The sequence below is a fragment of the Lysinibacillus sp. NPDC092081 genome (assembly GCF_044755845.1).
GTDB lineage: Bacteria > Bacillota > Bacilli > Bacillales_A > Planococcaceae > Lysinibacillus.
The window spans coordinates 61,238-77,798 of sequence record NZ_JBIVRU010000008.1 but is presented as its reverse complement, the minus strand read 5'-3'; the positions used below and the strand labels follow the sequence as shown (position 1 = coordinate 77,798).

Sequence of the window (16,561 nt, the reverse complement as noted above, 5' to 3'; positions counted from 1 at the left end):
ATTCGTCGTTTATTATTTGGTAATGTGGACGAAAGGAGTGATGTTTTATGAAGTATTCAGCACAATATTTTATTGAAAAATTAAATTTAGCAGAGCATCCAGAGGGAGGATATTATGTATCCTCATTTAGAGCATCTGAGGATATGGCTGTAAGGGATGTACAGAGACCAATTTATACGAGTATTTATTTCTTACTTCGTTCTCAGGAAAGATCGCATTTGCATCGTTTGAAATCGGACGAGCTTTGGTATTATCATGCTGGTAGTCCGCTAACAGTCCATATGATTTTCCCAGATGGTACATATGAGGCGAAGAAGCTTGGATTAAATGTTGAGGCAGGAGAAGTACCACAAATAGCAGTACCGAAAAATACTATATTTGGTTCATCCGTAGAGGATGTAGGTACATTTAGTTTAGTAGGCTGTATGGTTGCACCAGGCTTTGATTTTGAAGACTTCGAATTATTTACACAAGATGAGCTTCTAGCAGACTATCCACAGCACGAGGAAGTTATTCGAAAAATGGCTTATATGAAGATTTAACTTATTTCAGGATAAGTTAAAGCCTCGGACGCAATTATGCTAAGGCATAATTGATTAAAAGAAAAGTAGCCGTCTCAAAATTAGTTGAGACGGCTCTTCCTATTTACCACAAAATAGTTTCAGGATAATTAGCTTTAATTTCAATTTCATGTAACGATTTTTTTGTAGTAATCGCCGCTTCCAGGAGTTGTGATTTTAGCATTACATACTCATCGTCTTCTAACATTAATCGGAGAGCAAATGCTGCTAAATGAGCTTTACGTTCTTCTAAACTTAGTTGGATATACTCTAAGTTCAGAACATCTACATACTGTGTTGCATAACGGAATGTTAATGGACTTTTAGTGTGTAGCATTCTTAAAAATACTAAGTATTCTTCCTCATTAAGCTCCTGCTCTAAACAATCAGCAACCGCTGCCTGGAATTTACGAACGGCGGCAACGTCAATATGCCAATCAGAAGAATCAATTAGCTCCTGATGTAGGCGAATGAAGTCATTTAATGCGATAGCAGTAAAAATCAGCTCTGGCCAAAGAACCTCTGCTGCGAAATAAACATTTTTGTTTGGGAAAATTAGTTCATGCTGTGTCAGAACACTTTTATTGAGCCCATTGCTAACAAACTCAAGTTGGTGCTCCCCCCTGGCAGCTTGGCGTAGATTATAACAAACACTAAGAATGCGAAGGCGTGCCCCTTGATAATCATAATACTTGTTTTCATCACCAGTTATTTTGTAAATGGCATTAATAAGCTCATCTATATCCCAAAAATCACCGCTAATACGTGCACCTGTTAACTGCTCAGTACTTTGAATTGACAGCATAGTTCTATCCCCTTAAAGTGCTTTATTTTGGTGTGTATTTAAGTAGTCTGAATAGTTCTGTTCGTTCTTTATCTGTTAAGTCGCGCCATTGTCCAACTTTTAAATTGCCAAGCTTTATATTCATAATACGAATGCGTTGTAGACGTTTAACGGAGTAGTCAAGTGCCGAACACATACGACGTATTTGACGATTTAAACCTTGCTCTAAAACGATTTTAAAGACTTTATCAGATATTTTTTCAACATAACAAGGTAGGGTTGTAGTATCTAAAATATCTACACCAGCCCCCATTTTTTTAATAAATTGCTCCGTAATAGGTTTATCAACTTGCACGATATATTCTTTTTCATGATGGTTTTCTGCACGTAAAATTTTATTGACGACGTCACCATCATTTGTCAGTAATAATAGCCCTTCTGACTCTTTATCTAGTCGTCCAATATGGAAAATGCGAAGAGGGTGATTGACAAAATCAACGACATTTCCTTTTATATGACGTTCAGTTGTGCTTGTAATTCCTACTGGTTTGTTTAAGGCAATATATACGAGCTGTTCTTCTTTTTTTACCTCTTTTCCATCAACACAAACCAGATCACCAGCCTCAACTTGACTGCCGACTGTAGCAAGTTCACCATTAATTGTTACTTTACCTTCTTCTACCCATTTATCCGCACCGCGACGAGATACGATGCCTGTTTCACTCAAATATTTATTAATGCGCATACTGTTCTCCTATACATTTATATTATTTTTAAGTATACATTATAGTTGGTCACACCGTGAATCCTAGAAGCTTTTCTAGCAAAAATAGCTCTTCGCCACAGCCTATACAATCCACTCCTGGATAACGTTTTTCATGAGTCTCCTCTTCGCTCATACTTCGTTCTATGTGCGTTCATACCAACCTACTTTTATAGATTTTAGTATTAATCTGAAAAATATTTAAAAAAGTTGAAATTATTTTTCATTTCTGACAATATATTGAGTAAGAGGGTGTCTATGAAAATATCGTTATTTCGATAAAAAATGACGATATTTGTAGATAATTTACTCATTATTTTGTGTAAAGGGGAGAAGTAAAATGGTTTATGCATTGCCAAACACTGAAGGATCGGTAGTTCAATTCAAGGAGAAATATGATAATTACATTGGTGGGGAATGGACGCCTCCAGTGAAAGGACAATACTTTGATAATGTTACACCTGTTACTGGACAAGTTTTTACACAAGTAGCTCGTTCTACTGCTGAGGATATTGAACATGCACTTGATGCAGCACATGCCGCAAAAGATGCATGGGGAAAAACATCCGCAACAGAGCGTGCAAACATTTTACTTAAAATTGCGGATCGCATCGAACAAAACTTAGAGAAGTTAGCCGTTGCCGAAACATGGGATAACGGAAAAGCGGTACGTGAGACATTAAATGCAGATATCCCTCTTGCAATTGATCATTTCCGTTATTTTGCGGGGGCTTTACGTGCACAAGAAGGCGCGGTAAGCCAAATCGATAATGATACAGTCGCTTATCATTTCCATGAGCCAATCGGGGTAGTAGGTCAAATTATCCCTTGGAACTTCCCGTTATTAATGGCTGTTTGGAAGTTAGCACCTGCACTTGCAGCTGGAAACTGTGTAGTGTTAAAACCTGCAGAGCAAACACCAACTTCGATTATGGTGCTCGTTGAATTAATAGAAGATTTATTGCCAGCAGGTGTACTAAATGTTGTCAATGGCTTTGGCTTAGAGGCAGGGAAGCCACTAGCATCGAATCCACGCATCGGTAAAATTGCCTTTACTGGTGAGACAACGACAGGTCGCTTAATTATGCAATATGCTTCACAAAACCTTATTCCAGTTACATTAGAATTGGGCGGCAAGTCACCAAATATATTCTTTGAAGATATTATGGATGAAGATGATGCCTTTTTAGATAAAGCAGTTGAGGGCTTTGTATTATTCGCCCTAAATCAAGGTGAAGTATGTACATGTCCTTCTCGTGCATTAATTCAAGAATCTATTTACGATAAATTTATGGAGCGTGTCCTACAGCGTGTTGAAGCGATTAAAGTTGGGAATCCACTTGATCCGAATACGATGATGGGTGCGCAAGCTTCAAGTGAGCAAATGGAAAAAATCCTTTCTTACTTAGATATTGGTAAGCAAGAAGGTGCCGAATGTCTAATTGGAGGAGAGAAAAATAATGTAGGATCAGGCTTTGAAAATGGTTACTACATTAAGCCAACTGTCTTCAAAGGACACAATAAAATGCGTATTTTCCAAGAAGAAATTTTCGGGCCAGTTGTTGCTGTAACAACATTCAAAACAAAAGAAGAAGCTTTGGAAATTGCAAATGACACATTATACGGTCTAGGTGCAGGTGTATGGACACGTGATATGAATACAGCTTATCGCTTCGGTCGTGGTATTCAAGCAGGACGTGTTTGGACAAACTGCTACCATGCTTATCCTGCACATGCAGCATTCGGTGGCTATAAAATGTCGGGTGTTGGTCGTGAAAACCATAAGATGATGTTAGCTCACTATCAACAAACGAAAAACCTATTAGTTAGCTACAGCGAAAACAAACTTGGTTTCTTCTAATCAATAGGGAGGTGCATGAGCGTGGTCGAGCGTGTTATAGCAACAGAAGAAGCGCTAGCACTAATCGAATTATTGAAAGAAAAGCATGGACCCGTAATATTTCATCAATCAGGTGGATGCTGCGACGGCTCTTCGCCAATGTGTTATCCCGAGGGCGACTTACTATTAGGTGATCAAGATGTTCGCCTAGGAGAGATTGGTGGTGCTCCCTTCTATATGCATAAAAATCAATATGACTATTGGAAGCATACACAAATAATCTTGGACGTTGTCGATGGTAGAGGTGGTATGTTTTCACTTGAAGGCGTTGAAGGTAAACGATTCTTAACAAGGTCAAGAGCCTTTTCAACAGAGGAGTTAAAAGAATTAGGTTTAATTTAAAGCTTTTATGGGCAGCGGCAAAAACTTTGCCGCTGTTTTTCTATGTTCATTTTTCTGAAAAAGTATATGTAAGGCTATATGATTTGGAGAGTTACGTAATATCAAAATAATCGTAATCAACCTTACGTTATGGCGATAAGTCAAAATGGATGAATCCTTTTTTGTTTTTTTTACGTAAATATGGAAAAGGAGCGTGTTAAACATGGACTTTGTTATGATTGAAAATCGGTTTACAAATACGGTGGAGGATGTCTCAAAGGCTGCTGGTCGGACGGTAGATCGTAAAATTGTGTTAGCCATTGCTAGCAAATATGTGGCATCTGGAAAACCTTTTGATTCTGTTAAATATAAAGAAGTATTACAAGAAATGAAAAAGCAAACGTCATGGACATCTCCGTTAAGAACAACGGTAGGTTATAATATTGCTGCAAATTTGATGGAGCAAGAGGATACAGAACAAGCAGTAAAAAATTTGCTGACCAACGTTAACGTAATGAAGGAAGCAAAATTTAGAAGTGGGAACTTTAGTTTTATTGGTGCACAGTTTTTAACGGAAGAGGAAAGTGAGAAACGTGCACATGCACAGGCAGCACGTGCATTATTTGATGCAATCCGTAAACATCATAAGTTTTTAACGTCATACGATGATATTCCTTATGCAGTATTGTTAAGTAGCCCATCTGATAATGTTGAGCTACGTGCGGAAACAATGAATCGTTATTATAAAGAATTACGTACGTATAATTTTAATGCGGGTAATGAGCTTCAATGGCTATCGCAAGTACTGACTTTCTTATCACCTCAATATGATAATAAGCTAGTGCCAAATGTTGTGACAATCCGTGACACATTAAAAAATCAGGATGTAAAGGTTCAGACGATGCACTATCCATTACTTGGCTTTTTAGCAATCCTCGAAGTAAATCAAGTACAGCTTCAACAGATTGTTGATTTATATCATGAGTTAAAGGGTATGAAAATGTTAAAATGGCATCGTGAATTTGTGTTATTTATGGCCATACAAATCGCAATTTATAATATGGCGCAGGTGCAACAATCCTTATCAATGACGATCATGTCATCTATTGAATTATTGATTCATTCACAGCAAGCAGCAATGTTCGCGGCAGTTAGTGCAGCAGCTGTAGCAAGCACTTCGTGATAAAATAAAGAAGAACTTGATTATTGGAGGTGCTTTTGAAGGATGAAGGAAACAAAACTTTGGATTAATGGCCAGTGGCAGAACGCAATGGCAACATATGAGTTGAAATCACCTTATAGTGGTGAGGCTATTGCAAAGGTAGCTAAGGCGTCAATTTCTGACGTTGAGCAAGCAATAGAAGGTGCACAGGAGGCATTCCAAACGTTTAAAAAAACAACAGCCTACGAGCGTGCCGAAATATTATATAAAGTGGTTGACATTATGCGCCAGCGTAAAGAGGAATTAGCTGAAATCTTGGCTTTAGAGGCAAGTAAGCCAATATCAGCAGGTTTAATTGAAATAGAACGCACAATAGCAACCTATCAATTTGCTGCGGAGGGAGCTAAGCAAGCAAAGGGTGAAATGGTACCGATGGATGCTGCACCCGGGGCAGGGGATCGTATTGGCTGGACAAAACGAGAACCTCTAGGTGTAATTTCAGCCATTGCACCATTTAATTTTCCATTTAATTTAGTGGCACATAAATTAGGTCCGGCTTTTGCGGTCGGAAACACAGTTGTCTTAAAGCCAGCGACGCAAACACCATTAAGTTCGATCGTGATGGCGGAAATTTTCCAAAAAGCGGGGTTACCTAATGGCGTGCTTCAAATTATTACAGGTAGTGGTGGAGAGTTAAGTGATACACTTGTGACCCACCCGCTTGTGAAAAAGGTGACATTCACGGGAAGTGGTAAGGTTGGATTGAGCATTAAAGAAAAAGTAGGCTTGCGTAAAGTCACTTTGGAGCTTGGTTCCAATGCTGCAGTAATTGTTGAGCCATCGACACCATTTGATAAAATTATTTCACGTTGTGTCGGAGGTGCCTTTAATTTTGCTGGACAAGTTTGTATCTCCTTACAACGTATTTATGTACACTCCTCTATTATTGATGAATTTACAAAGGCGTTTGTAGCTGAGACAGAGAAATTAGTGGTAGGTGATCCACTAGATACAAATACGGATGTTAGTGCAATGATTAATCCAAAAGAAGTTGAACGTATTCGTCAATGGATTGAGGAGGCAAAGTCACAAGGTGCAGTAGTTGCAACAGGAGGAACATTTACGGAACGTACTTTAACGCCAACTGTTATGACGAATGTGACGGCGGATATGAAAATTGTTTGTCAGGAAACATTCGCGCCAATCGTCTCAATTGTTTCATATGAAACATTAGACGACGCTATTCGACTAGTGAATGAGTCGGAACTTGGCTTAAATGCTGGAATTTATACGAATGTGTTACAAGATGCATTACGTGCAGCAGATGAAATACAGGCAGGTGCTGTTATTATTAATGATATTCCGACATTTAGGGTTGATAATATGCCATACGGTGGCGTGAAAATGAGTGGCTACGGACGCGAAGGTATTAAGTGGGCAATTGAGGAAATGACAGATATGAAATTTATTACGATGAAGAAATCGTTCTAATTTGCATCAGCTCTTTTTCTGCGATACGATGACGAAAGAACATTCATGAAGGGAAGTTGCAAGAACTATGACAAACAACGCAATACCGATGGGTCAGTCACGTACTGTTCAAACGCGTCTCGTATTACCGCCAGATACAAATAATCACAACTCCATTTTCGGTGGAAGAGTGTTAGCTTATATTGATGAAATTGCTGCTATTACAGCAATGAAGCATGCAAAAGGGCATGTAGTTACAGCCTCTATTGATTCGGTTGATTTTTTATCGGCAGCACATGTAGGGGATATTTTAGAAATTGAAAGTATTGTTTCGTCAACGGGGCGTTCTTCAATGGAAGTTTACGTTCGAGTTATTTCACGAAACATTGAAACTCGTGAGGAAAAATTAACGACAGAATCCTTTGTAACGATGGTTGCAGTAGATGATGACGGAAAACCTAAGCCAGTTCCTGCAATTTTTCCTGAAACAGATGCTGAAAAACGTCTGTTTGAAACCGGCCCTGCAAGAAGAGAACATCGTAAACAAAAACGGGAATTACCGCATTAAAAATAAAAAGGGAAATTGACGTATACTGTCAGTTTCCCTTTTTTACGCTTACATTTTCAACTCATTTACCACATTAATAAGTGAATCGGAAGAAGAGGAAACTAGTGTAGCCCCTTGTGACAGTTCAGTAATCAAGTTAGAGATTGCTGAAATATCTCTTGATGTATTTACATACTGCTGTTGAATTCCAGAAACAGCATCGGCGATATCATTAAATGATTTAGATAAACTGTTTTGTGTATCTACGCTATGTTGAATCTTTTGATCAACGTTAATAACTGAATTCGACATTGTTGTAATATTACTTTCTGTTTCTTTAATGAGATGAGAAACATTTTGTACAGCATTTTTTGTTTCTTCTGCAAGCTTACGGACTTCCTCTGCTACAACAGCAAAACCTTTACCATGCTCACCTGCACGGGCTGCCTCGATAGAAGCATTCAGTGCTAATAAGTTAGTTTGATCGGCAATTCCTGTAACTAACCCTACAATTTCTGATATTTTTTGAGAAGATGTACGTAACTGGTTCATCGTAACTTCGAGACTGTTTACACTTTGCAAAATAACCTGTATTAAATCATTTTGATCTTGTAGCTGCTGCTGTCCACGTCTGGATTTTTCCTGTGTATCAGCAACGAAGGTTAAGCCTTGCTTAGTAGCTACTGCGATATCGTCCGTTTGAGAAGAAATGACTAATAAAGAAGCAGCTGTTTCTTCGCTAATCCCATTGAGTTCCTCTGCCGTTTTTTGAATGGTAGTAACAAGTGCATGTTTTGTGTCATCAGCTGCTGAGCGAATGCGTTCCTCTTCTTTTTCATAGGCTTCGATTACAAGCTGCTGCTCGAAGTTAATGATTTTGCAGAAGGCATTGATAGCACGTATTGCATCATGTTTCGATATGTCTAACTCATTTGTAAAGCGTGTAAATGTAGTTGTTAATGACTGGAATGAGGCGATATACCACTTCGATTGTAGACCAATTCGAACATGGGTTTCGGCAATTGCCTTCCGTTCATCGATATAAGAGTTATTAATATGACTTTCGAAAATATCACTTAGATGCTTATGTAAAGTAACTTTTAAACGATCGATTTGTGACGTTCTGTTTATAACATCTAACAAATCTTGGCTCAAACTAATGGCAGCATAAAATTGATCCACCATTTCTGGAACTAAATCTTTAGCTAAAGGCTGTAGTTGTTTAATGATGGCTAAATCCTCAATTGTTAAATCTAAAAGCTGCAACTGTTTTCGAAGTCTGGGATGGTTTGATAAATCCAATTGTACATTGTTCTTATAATTTTCAGGTGCTAATGTAATTGAGTAGCTAGAATCGTTCTTTTTTGTAAACCAACTCATTGTTGTTTGCTCCATTCTTTATAAATGCATAGTAAGTATATAAAAAATCGAATTGCTTAGTTTGTTGATTTTTCGAAATATATGGTATTTAGTCTATTCTACTATTTTTTGTAGTAAATTTGGTTAAAATTTTAGTTTATTCCTTTATTTTTTTATAGGTATTATAGATGATTGTCGATTAAAAGTCATGAAATAGACTATTAAAAAGGTAATAGGTAAATTGAATTTGAAATAGGAAACCTGTAAAATACGAACTGTTTAGGTTGAACGTAACAATAGCTTTGAGGAGGTATTATATGGAGAAAAAGCGTTTCAAATTTGTCATTCCGGTTATGGTAATTGTAGCAATTGGATCGGTTTACATGTTACGAAACTACTATGCTGAAGTACCAGACTTAGATCAACTATTAATTACTATCTGTGCAACATTAGTATCTGGGGTACTCGCATACTTTTTATTTCCACAGCAAGGCGAACATAAAATTGATGATCGCGGTCCTTACTGACAGTGAAAAGGCACCTTAGAAAAATCTCTAAGGTGCCTTCAGCTTGTGGACAAAAGAATAATTGGTGGAATGCTTGGCTTCATCTGTGACGTTGGTCCCAAAGGAATTGTGATAGCAACATCACTTTTAAGATTTAAATAAACCGAACCATCCTTTAAGTTTAAAGACGCCCAACATAAATAAAACGATAAGAATCATAATTGCAAGTACAATAAAGTAGCTATATTTTTCGTGTAGCTCTGGCATATAGTCAAAATTCATTCCATAAACACCGGCAATAAATGTTAGAGGAATAAAGATTGTTGAAACAATTGTTAAGGTCATCATGATGCCATTCATGCGACTAGAGCTCATCGCCATATAGCTATCACGCATATCAGCAGTGAGCTCACGATTGGATTCGATCATTTCGGTGAGTTTAAGCAGATGATCGTAAATATCTCCGAAATAAGCTCGTTCTGATTTCTTAAGTGAAAATCGGTAAGAGTTAAGGATACGATATAATAGATCACGCATTGGTAAAATGGTGCGTCGTAGATCAAGCAAATCACTACGGAATTCAAACACAACTTTCATAGCATTGGGGTTACTTTGATAGGTAAGCTCATCTTCTAGTGCATTTAAATGATCCTCAATCTTATAAACAAGGGGGAAATAGCTATCAACGATTTTATCGATTACCTGGTATGTTAAATATACTGTGCCGCGTTCCCAATTCTTTGGCTGCTTTTCTAACATCATTTGTACTCGATCTATTTCCGGTGCTATGTTTTTATGAAATGTGACAATAAATTTATTAGAAACAAAAATGTTTACTTCCTCAGCTGTTAATTCTTCGTTAACTCTTTGGATAACAAAGAAATGGAAATCATCATAAAAATCGAGCTTTGGCCGCTGTAAACGCATTAAACAATCTTCTATAGCGAGTGGATGGAAATGAAAAAATGTATCTAACAGTAGTTCTTCCTCATCGGTCGGGCAATTAAAATCGACCCAGTACCATTCAAATTCGTTTTTGTGTATATCTTCAAGCGGAAATTCCTTTATAAGCTTTTGGTCTTTTGTAATTCCAATTGTGCGTATCACAGCATTCACCTCAATTCTGCTCATTCTATCCTAACAGGTGTGTATATATCTTCACTAGATATTTTCTTTAAAACATATCCAACCGCCAAACAAAGTAGTAGCAAAGAACCTAGATGGTTTTGTAAAGCCTGCCTGCTGTAATAGTGATAAAATGTCCTCTTCACGCATAAATGAAAGAGAACGTATGGATTTCTCCATTTCCGCTACGTCTGATGGTGATAGCTTTGTATGCTGTAGCCAATAAGCACGCCATAAATCAAATTGTAGCTCAGTTTCTAAGGAACCAGGTTGCCCGTATTTTGAGACGAGGACAAATGGGGCACCGGGCTTTAAATTATTCGCTATTTCTTTTAATGTTGCAAGCTTCTCTTGATCATCTTGTATAAAATGAAGCACTAATACACAGCTTGCTGCATCAAACTTCACTGCAGGTAGCTGAGTATCAAGTATAGTTCCTTGATATAAAGAAATATTATTAGGTAGAGATTTTAAACGATCGCTAGCTATGTGTAGCATCGCTTCTGACGGATCTATGCCAACAAATGACCAATGAGGTCTTTTCTCAGCGAGCTGTAAAATTTCATTGCCGCTTCCGGAGCCAACTACTAAAAATTCAGCTTTCTCATGTAATGTAGATTGATAAAAGGTTTGTGTTAAACGTAGCATGGCATCGTAGCTAGGTAGCGTACGACGAATACCTTTTTCGTATTCGTTTGCAAGTGTGTTATTAAATTCCATCAATTATCACATGCCTTTCAAAAAGATTTTTAAATCCAATTTAAATTTGAAACTATTTAAGGCTAAGTACCGTAAATAGTAGTACATAAAACAAAAAATTAAATGGAAGGGTTGATATAAATGGAAACTAAATGGTCTAAGGTAATCATACACGCAAGTGCGTTTTTTGCGCCATGGTTAGTACCAATTATATTTTTCTTAATTGGCTCGGATGAAGAGGTAAAGAGTATTTCCGTGCAAGCTTTATTGTTTCAAGTTGTGATGATAGTGTTACTTACAATTTCGGGTATTTTCAGCTTCCTACTCATTGGTATACCGTTCTTGATCGTATTTGGCATTATGTATTTTATTGCGCCAATTATCGGTATTGTGAAGGCTCTATCTGATGAGTCTTGGCGTTATCCAATTGTTGGCCGTTGGGTATAATTTTTATAGACGCAAGTATATGCTAGTTGCATATGCTTGCGTTTTTTCTATTGCTGAAAAGGGTATCTTATAGCTAAGGGCGGATGTCACGGAAATCGGAAAGGAGTTCTTAACTGCGCTTTCGCACAAAGCCGATTCCGGACGCAAGTATGCCTCGGCATTATTGATTATTTTTTTCTGTGTGCGGATTAATTGCAATTATTTTCAAGCGTTTTGTATAATATACTCAAAGAAAGTCAAAGATAGTCAAAGTCAGTGGAGTAAGCGAGGTGTATTCCTAAAATGCGTAATATATCAGACATCATAGAAGGCTACTTAAAGCAAGTGCTTGAATTAGGTGGAGAAGGGCATATTGAAATAAAACGTAGTGAAATTGCAGATAAATTTCAATGCGTGCCCTCACAAATAAATTATGTAATTAATACAAGATTTACTGCCGAACGAGGGTACCTTGTTGAAAGCAAACGTGGTGGTGGTGGATACATTCGAATTTTACGTGTCCGCGCGAATTCACAAATTGATCTAATCGATGATGTCCTCAGGCAAATAGACGGTGGGGCATCGCAAACAATGGCAGAAGATTTAGTTTATCGACTAATTGATGAGCAGGTAATTTCAAAGCGAGAAGCGAAAATAATGTTAGCAGCAGTTGATCGCTCAACTATCGATTTACAACTCCCGTTAAGGGATAACATTCGAGCCAAAATTTTAAGAGCGATGCTAACAACCATTAAATATGAACAGCAAAAATAAAAGAGGTGATGGAAATGATATGCGAACATTGTAAGCAGCGTAATGCAACAGTTACCGTAACACAAGTTCAAAGTGGTCAAAAGGTGGAGCACCATTATTGTGACGTCTGCGCCTCGCAGTTCCATCCATTTCATGCTGAATTTAAGCAAGAGCCAATATCTATTCAACAGCTATTATCAAATTGGTTTGGATCACCTACATGGCAGCAACAAAAAGTGGGTGAAAAACAACAAGCACAACCACAACCGCAAACATGTCCACAATGTGGATTTACGTATAAACAGTTTTTAAAAGAAGGTAAATTTGGATGCCCTAGCTGCTATGACACCTTTAGCGAGCACTTACCGAAGCTCTTTAACCGTATACAGGCTGGTCCTCAACATATAGGGAAAATGCCCGGTGCTCGAAATAATGTTCATGTCATCAAAAAGCAAATTGAAGATATTCGTAAACGTATGAGGATTGCTGTAGATGAAGAACAATTTGAAGAGGCAGCTAAGCTTCGTGATGAAGTGAGGGAACTTGAAAAGCAGCTACAATTTGAAGGTGGTGATGTGTCGTGATGATTGAACCGTTTTTAGAGCGTGCTACACCAATGTGGATGAGTGTGGAGGACGATTATTCAGATATTGTCATTAGTACACGCATCCGCCTTGCTCGAAATTTAGATGGTTATCGTTTTCCATTAGCCTTTACAGAGGATGAAGCATTACAGGTGGAACAGGCAGTTACACATGCAATAAAGGACAGTACAGAACTTCGAGAAAATTATTCATATTTTGCTATTAAAGATTTAACGTCTTTACAGCGTCAAATACTTGTAGAAAAACATTTAATTAGTCCTCAGCTTGCAAAGAAAGAGCGAGATGGTTCCATGCTCTTATCTGATGACGAATCAACTAGCATAATGGTGAACGAAGAAGATCATTTACGCATTCAATGTATGACGGCGAGTTTTCAACTTCAAAAGGCTTACGAGCAGGCTAATAAAATAGATCGTGCCTTAGAGAAAGCTTTGCCTTATGCATTTCGAGATACATTTGGTTATTTAACAAGTTGCCCGACAAATATTGGTACTGGTTTGCGAGCATCCGTCATGATGCACCTGCCAGCCCTTACACTTACGGGCCAGATGAATCAAATCATGAATGCAATGACGCGATTAGGAATGACGGTAAGAGGAATTTATGGAGAGGGTAGCGAAAATATAGGGAATGTTTACCAAGTGTCAAATCAGATTACACTAGGTAAAACAGAGGATGAAATTTTAGCGGACATCCAAAGTGTTGCTGAAAAAATAATTCAAAAAGAACGGCATGCAAGAAGTAAGTTAATGGAAAAAGCAGAACTAGCCTTAGAAGACCGTGTGTACCGTGCTTTAGGTACTTTAACACATGCTCGAATTTTAACGAGTGAAGAAGCTGCTACCTGTCTATCCAATGTTCGTTTAGGGGTAGATTTACAGTTAATTGAAGGTATTAAAGCGACCAAATTAAACGAATGTGTAGTCAGTATGCAGCCTGGATTTTTACAGAATTATGCAGGGGACGTTTTGCCACCTGCTGAGCGAGATCGCGTACGAGCTGAAATGCTTCGTGAGGCACTATCTCGAGAAAATATGAGTAAGCCTATTATTCGGGGAAAAGGAGAGGATTCATTTGATGTTTAATCGTTTTACACAACGCGCGCAAAAAGTATTACAGCTTGCACAAGAAGAGGCAATTCGTTGGAAACACGAATCAATTGGAACAGAGCATATTCTATTAGGGCTTATCCGTGAAGGTGGCGGTATTGCTGCAAAAGCATTAGAAGCAATTGATATTAGTCCTCAAATGATTGAAGCAGGTATTGAAGAGCTTGTAGGGAAAGGTAAAGAGGATGTTGGTCCAATAGTCCATTACACACCTCGAGCTAAAAAAGTAATAGAACTATCAGTCGATGAATCACGTAAATTAGGTCATTCCTATATCGGCACAGAGCATTTACTACTAGCGCTTATTCGTGAAGGTGAAGGTATAGCGGCCCGTGTATTAAATAATGCTGGTGTCGGATTGAATAAAGCTCGTCAGCAAGTGCTATTGTTATTAGGCAATAACGATAATGCTCAATCTGGTCAACAAGCTGCACAGGCTGCCAATACACCAACATTAGATAGCCTTGCGCGTGATTTAACGCAAATTGCTCGTGAAGGCACTCTAGATCCGGTCATTGGTCGAAGCAAGGAAATTACACGTGTTATCGAGGTTCTATCCCGCCGTACAAAAAATAACCCTGTATTAATAGGGGAGCCAGGTGTTGGTAAAACAGCTATTGCTGAAGGTTTAGCACAGCAAATTATTAATAATGAAGTGCCAGAAATTCTTCGTGATAAACGTGTTATGACACTTGATATGGGGACAGTTGTCGCTGGAACAAAATATCGTGGTGAGTTTGAGGATCGCTTGAAAAAAGTAATGGATGAAATTCGCCAAGCAGGAAATGTTATTTTATTTATCGATGAATTGCATACATTGATCGGTGCAGGTGGTGCAGAAGGTGCAATTGATGCGTCAAATATTTTAAAACCATCTTTAGCACGTGGCGAACTTCAATGTATTGGTGCAACGACACTAGATGAGTATCGCAAATATATTGAGAAGGATGCGGCATTAGAACGCCGTTTCCAACCAATTCAAGTTGATGAGCCAACTGTAGAAGAAGCGATTCTAATTATTCAAGGCTTACGTGATCGTTATGAAGCACATCACCGTGTGAAAATTACAGATGAAGCAATTGAAGCGGCAGCAAAAATGAGTGACCGATATATTTCTGATCGTTTCTTACCAGATAAGGCGATTGACTTAATCGATGAGGCGGGTTCTAAAGTACGCTTACGCTCATTCGCAGTGCCACCAAACTTAAAGGCACTTGAAGATAAGCTTGAAAATGTGCGCTCTGAAAAGAATGCAGCTGTTTCAGGTCAAGAATTTGAAAAGGCAGCGTCATTAAGAGATACAGAGCAAAAGCTAAAAGATGAAATTGAAACTACGAGAAAAAATTGGAAGGAAGAACAAGGTAAAGCCGAATCAAAAGTTACTGTGGATGATGTAGCAGCGGTAGTATCTATGTGGACTGGAATTCCAGTATCAAAAATTGCTTCAGAAGAATCTTCTAAGTTATTACAGCTTGAAGAAGAGTTACACAAACGAGTTGTAGGTCAAGGAGAAGCAGTGGAGGCGATTTCTCGCGCAATTCGTCGTGCAAGAGCTGGCTTGAAAGATCCGAAACGACCAATTGGTTCATTTATTTTCTTAGGTCCTACAGGTGTTGGTAAAACAGAGCTTGCTAGAGCATTAGCTGAGGTTATGTTTGGCGATGAGGACGCAATGATTCGCGTTGATATGTCTGAGTACATGGAAAAACATTCGACTTCACGTTTAGTTGGTTCACCTCCAGGCTATGTAGGCTTTGATGATGGCGGTCAACTAACAGAAAAAGTTCGTCGTAAACCGTATTCAGTAGTATTACTAGATGAAATTGAGAAGGCTCATCCAGATGTTTTCAATATCTTACTTCAAGTCCTTGAAGATGGTCGTTTAACAGATTCTAAAGGTCGAGTGGTAGATTTCCGCAACACGGTTGTTATTATGACATCAAACGTTGGTGCAGATGCTTTAAAATATCGTAAAAACCTTGGTTTCAATGTAGGTAGTACTGATACGAAGTATAAAGATATGAAGGGTACTATGCTGGAGGAATTGAAAAAAGCATTCCGCCCAGAATTCTTAAACCGTATCGACGAAATGATCGTTTTCCACTCACTAGAAAAAGAACATTTAAAAGAAATCGTAGCAATGATGGCGAATGCATTAACAAAACGTCTGAAAGAGCAAGACATTTCGTTAGAGTTAACGGATTCGGCTCTTGAGAAAATTGCAGAGGAAGGCTACGATCCTCAATACGGTGCTCGTCCACTACGTCGTGCATTGCAAAAACAAGTAGAAGACCGTTTATCGGAAGAACTACTAAAAGGCAATGTAGAGAAGGGCAACCAAGTTATCATTGATTACGTGAATGATGAGTTTGTTGTGAAGAAAAAAGAGGGAGTTTCTACTTCTAAATAATTCTTCCACAGCATGCGATTTAACTTTTTTCAGCAAAAGTCTCCCACCTCTATAGGTGGTGA

Annotated in this window: 17 protein-coding genes; 12 read left to right on the top strand and 5 right to left on the bottom strand. The window is 38.2% G+C overall.

Annotated features, from left to right (window positions below):
• Positions 1-47: 47 nt before the first annotated feature.
• Positions 48-542, top strand: coding sequence for a cupin domain-containing protein (locus ACIQLB_RS13650; RefSeq protein ID WP_400726472.1), 495 nt, complete (start codon positions 48-50; stop codon positions 540-542).
• Between the two features lie 103 nt (positions 543-645).
• On the opposite strand, the gene ACIQLB_RS13645 is transcribed toward ACIQLB_RS13650, so the two are convergent.
• Both ACIQLB_RS13645 and rluF read right to left on the bottom strand, forming a co-directional pair.
• Entirely contained in the window at positions 646-1,365 is a 720-nt protein-coding gene (locus tag ACIQLB_RS13645) for a DUF6904 family protein (protein WP_400726469.1), read from the bottom strand.
• A gap of 22 nt (positions 1,366-1,387) precedes the next feature.
• Positions 1,388-2,089, bottom strand: coding sequence for a 23S rRNA pseudouridine(2604) synthase RluF (gene rluF / locus ACIQLB_RS13640; protein WP_400726466.1), 702 nt, complete (start codon positions 2,087-2,089; stop codon positions 1,388-1,390).
• 358 nt (positions 2,090-2,447) lie between these two features.
• Here rluF and adh point away from each other — a divergent pair, with 358 nt between their 5' ends.
• From adh to ACIQLB_RS13615, 5 genes are all read left to right on the top strand, one after another.
• Positions 2,448-3,968, top strand: a complete 1,521-nt coding sequence (adh, locus tag ACIQLB_RS13635) for an aldehyde dehydrogenase (protein WP_400726463.1) — start codon at positions 2,448-2,450, stop codon at positions 3,966-3,968.
• Between the two features lie 21 nt (positions 3,969-3,989).
• Complete coding sequence (locus ACIQLB_RS13630) at positions 3,990-4,349, top strand: DUF779 domain-containing protein (protein WP_370043911.1); 360 nt, start codon at positions 3,990-3,992, stop codon at positions 4,347-4,349.
• A gap of 202 nt (positions 4,350-4,551) precedes the next feature.
• Positions 4,552-5,511 (top strand): DUF4003 family protein, encoded by a 960-nt coding sequence (locus ACIQLB_RS13625; protein WP_400726460.1) that lies wholly within the window; start codon positions 4,552-4,554, stop codon positions 5,509-5,511.
• Positions 5,512-5,553: 42 nt separating this feature from the next.
• Positions 5,554-6,981, top strand: a complete 1,428-nt coding sequence (locus ACIQLB_RS13620; RefSeq protein ID WP_400726457.1) for an aldehyde dehydrogenase family protein — start codon at positions 5,554-5,556, stop codon at positions 6,979-6,981.
• A gap of 67 nt (positions 6,982-7,048) precedes the next feature.
• Entirely contained in the window at positions 7,049-7,528 is a 480-nt protein-coding gene (locus ACIQLB_RS13615) for an acyl-CoA thioesterase (RefSeq protein ID WP_400726454.1), read from the top strand.
• Positions 7,529-7,576: 48 nt separating this feature from the next.
• Here ACIQLB_RS13615 and ACIQLB_RS13610 read toward each other — a convergent pair whose 3' ends face one another.
• Positions 7,577-8,887: a protoglobin domain-containing protein gene (locus ACIQLB_RS13610; protein ID WP_400726451.1), complete on the bottom strand. Its 1,311-nt coding sequence runs from the start codon at positions 8,885-8,887 to the stop codon at positions 7,577-7,579.
• Positions 8,888-9,183: 296 nt separating this feature from the next.
• Here ACIQLB_RS13610 and ACIQLB_RS13605 point away from each other — a divergent pair, with 296 nt between their 5' ends.
• Entirely contained in the window at positions 9,184-9,393 is a 210-nt protein-coding gene (locus tag ACIQLB_RS13605) for a hypothetical protein (protein ID WP_400726448.1), read from the top strand.
• 126 nt (positions 9,394-9,519) lie between these two features.
• On the opposite strand, the gene corA is transcribed toward ACIQLB_RS13605, so the two are convergent.
• Together corA and ACIQLB_RS13595 are read right to left on the bottom strand one after the other, a co-directional pair.
• Positions 9,520-10,479, bottom strand: coding sequence for a magnesium/cobalt transporter CorA (corA, locus tag ACIQLB_RS13600; RefSeq protein ID WP_400726445.1), 960 nt, complete (start codon positions 10,477-10,479; stop codon positions 9,520-9,522).
• A 54-nt stretch (positions 10,480-10,533) separates the two neighbouring features.
• Positions 10,534-11,217: a class I SAM-dependent methyltransferase gene (locus ACIQLB_RS13595; protein WP_400726442.1), complete on the bottom strand. Its 684-nt coding sequence runs from the start codon at positions 11,215-11,217 to the stop codon at positions 10,534-10,536.
• 120 nt (positions 11,218-11,337) lie between these two features.
• Between ACIQLB_RS13595 and ACIQLB_RS13590 the strand changes: the two genes are divergently transcribed.
• The 5 genes from ACIQLB_RS13590 (at position 11,338) to ACIQLB_RS13570 (ending at position 16,499) form a co-directional block, all read left to right on the top strand.
• On the top strand, positions 11,338-11,643 hold the full coding sequence (locus ACIQLB_RS13590; protein WP_400726439.1) for a magnetosome magnetite crystal formation protein family: 306 nt from the start codon (positions 11,338-11,340) through the stop codon (positions 11,641-11,643).
• Between the two features lie 282 nt (positions 11,644-11,925).
• On the top strand, positions 11,926-12,396 hold the full coding sequence (locus ACIQLB_RS13585) for a CtsR family transcriptional regulator (protein ID WP_053482840.1): 471 nt from the start codon (positions 11,926-11,928) through the stop codon (positions 12,394-12,396).
• A 14-nt stretch (positions 12,397-12,410) separates the two neighbouring features.
• Positions 12,411-12,959 carry a UvrB/UvrC motif-containing protein gene (locus ACIQLB_RS13580; protein ID WP_370043903.1) on the top strand — a complete coding sequence of 183 codons (549 nt, stop codon included), beginning with the start codon at positions 12,411-12,413 and terminating at the stop codon, positions 12,957-12,959.
• Positions 12,956-14,065 carry a protein-arginine kinase McsB gene (gene mcsB, locus ACIQLB_RS13575; RefSeq protein ID WP_400726434.1) on the top strand — a complete coding sequence of 370 codons (1,110 nt, stop codon included), beginning with the start codon at positions 12,956-12,958 and terminating at the stop codon, positions 14,063-14,065. The genes ACIQLB_RS13580 and mcsB overlap by 4 nt, the downstream gene beginning before the upstream one ends.
• Positions 14,055-16,499, top strand: coding sequence for an ATP-dependent Clp protease ATP-binding subunit (locus ACIQLB_RS13570; RefSeq protein ID WP_400726432.1), 2,445 nt, complete (start codon positions 14,055-14,057; stop codon positions 16,497-16,499). Before mcsB ends, ACIQLB_RS13570 begins: the two co-directional genes overlap by 11 nt.
• The last annotated feature ends 62 nt before the right edge of the window (positions 16,500-16,561 follow it).

Bases quoted from the DNA above. Each gene is read 5' to 3' on its own strand.
- ACIQLB_RS13585 (WP_053482840.1), top strand. From the start codon at position 11,926: ATGCGTAATATATCAGACATCATAGAAGGCTACTTAAAGCAAGTGCTT.
- ACIQLB_RS13605 (WP_400726448.1), top strand. From the start codon at position 9,184: ATGGAGAAAAAGCGTTTCAAATTTGTCATTCCGGTTATGGTAATTGTA.
- ACIQLB_RS13645 (WP_400726469.1), bottom strand. From the start codon at position 1,365: ATGCTGTCAATTCAAAGTACTGAGCAGTTAACAGGTGCACGTATTAGC.
- ACIQLB_RS13610 (WP_400726451.1), bottom strand. From the start codon at position 8,887: ATGAGTTGGTTTACAAAAAAGAACGATTCTAGCTACTCAATTACATTA.
- ACIQLB_RS13580 (WP_370043903.1), top strand. From the start codon at position 12,411: ATGATATGCGAACATTGTAAGCAGCGTAATGCAACAGTTACCGTAACA.
- ACIQLB_RS13615 (WP_400726454.1), top strand. From the start codon at position 7,049: ATGACAAACAACGCAATACCGATGGGTCAGTCACGTACTGTTCAAACG.
- ACIQLB_RS13595 (WP_400726442.1), bottom strand. From the start codon at position 11,217: ATGGAATTTAATAACACACTTGCAAACGAATACGAAAAAGGTATTCGT.
- ACIQLB_RS13625 (WP_400726460.1), top strand. From the start codon at position 4,552: ATGGACTTTGTTATGATTGAAAATCGGTTTACAAATACGGTGGAGGAT.
- ACIQLB_RS13650 (WP_400726472.1), top strand. From the start codon at position 48: ATGAAGTATTCAGCACAATATTTTATTGAAAAATTAAATTTAGCAGAG.
- ACIQLB_RS13590 (WP_400726439.1), top strand. From the start codon at position 11,338: ATGGAAACTAAATGGTCTAAGGTAATCATACACGCAAGTGCGTTTTTT.
- adh (WP_400726463.1), top strand. From the start codon at position 2,448: ATGGTTTATGCATTGCCAAACACTGAAGGATCGGTAGTTCAATTCAAG.
- rluF (WP_400726466.1), bottom strand. From the start codon at position 2,089: ATGCGCATTAATAAATATTTGAGTGAAACAGGCATCGTATCTCGTCGC.
- ACIQLB_RS13620 (WP_400726457.1), top strand. From the start codon at position 5,554: ATGAAGGAAACAAAACTTTGGATTAATGGCCAGTGGCAGAACGCAATG.